A 1263-nucleotide genomic window follows, 5' to 3' on the forward strand; every position below is an offset into this window, starting at 1 on the left:
GTATATATGCCTCATAGCGGGAGTACGCCTGCCGATATGCCTCAAGATCCCTGTTGTAATCGGCAACCATCCGGTTGTGCGGGGCGACAAGGGCATTGTACTGCCGGACTTCACCTGTCAGCCGGTGGACCTGCATCCGGTTCTCCAGCTCCATTATCTGCTCCTGCCGGGCTGTGAGATCTTCCTGCATTCTCCTGACAACATCCTCTGAATCCTTTGCGCGCGATTCTGCATGTTCTGCTGCCTCCTGAATGAACCGTGTCTGTTCGCCCCCGGTGTAGAATATTTCTCCCTGCCCTATCGGGATGATTAACGGATGAGACTTGAGGACACGGCCATCAATCAGCCTCCCGGGCGGTGCACCCACATAGGAAATATTCGTCGTCTCCAGGTACGTAAAATTTGTATCCATGGAGCGGTATTCATCAGATCCTATCCCGACGGCCATGTGGTTCTCTTCGGGAAACGAGAGAAGGGCCACCGAATACCCTTCGCGCGACAGGAGTCCTGCGAGGAGGAGGCTCTTGTCATCGCAGTCCCCGGCTCTGTCTGCAACGGTCTCGACTGGAAATTTGGCCGGGTTCTCTTCTAGTGTCTCGTACCGTAATGACTGAACATAGACTGCCATCAGTTCGAGATATTCATCGTCATCAAGTGCCCGGCCCTGCCTGATCGTCCTGAACTCCCCGATCAGGTCGCGGTATATCTCTTCCTGCGCAGGGTCGTCGACCATTGCACGATAGCTCTCTGCTATCCATATATTATCCGAGATGTTTCCGATGACGGTCACCGACTTGTCGGCATCACGGGCGCCGTCAAGCACGGATCCATTTACCCAGATGGTAAAGGCGACGGGGTCTTTCTGGAAGGGGAATCCGTGGCTTATCGGCACGGGGTGCTGCCCGGCCATAACCGGCTGGATCGCGGGTGTGATAATCCGCTCCTGGGGGAAAAAAGTCTGCGTAATGAAAAATCCGGCAGTTGCCAGCATTGCGATGGCAAGGATTGTAAGAAGGAACCACAAGGCCTTTCCGATCAAGGGTTTTTCCCCCATCGATTTTCCCGGTCCGCCGCAACGACCCGGTGGATTTGGGCAATGGAATCGATGATGAGATCCGGCCCGATGTCCGGATTCCGGAGGCCTTCCTGCCTGAACTTGCCGGTCCGGACAAGTACTCACCGCATACCGGCCCGTTGAGCACCCCCGACATCGGTCAGAATATCGTCACCGATCATGACGACCCGGTTGCAGGGGAGTCCCAT

General features: G+C 55.7%; 2 protein-coding genes. Both read right to left on the reverse strand.

Features of this window, described 5'->3' with window-relative positions; translation table 11 throughout:
- A partial coding sequence (locus CW742_RS13750; protein ID WP_292421347.1) for a hypothetical protein occupies positions 1-1039 on the reverse strand: 1039 nt, incomplete at its 3' end.
- A gap of 137 nt (positions 1040-1176) precedes the next feature.
- Positions 1177-1263 carry an HAD hydrolase-like protein gene (locus CW742_RS13755; protein ID WP_292421349.1) on the reverse strand — a complete coding sequence of 29 codons (87 nt, stop codon included), beginning with the start codon at positions 1261-1263 and terminating at the stop codon, positions 1177-1179.

This window comes from Methanoregula sp. (assembly GCF_002835825.1).
Lineage (GTDB): Archaea > Halobacteriota > Methanomicrobia > Methanomicrobiales > Methanospirillaceae > Methanoregula.

Bases quoted from the DNA above. Each gene is read 5' to 3' on its own strand.
- CW742_RS13755 (WP_292421349.1), bottom strand. From the start codon at position 1,263: ATGGGACTCCCCTGCAACCGGGTCGTCATGATCGGTGACGATATTCTG.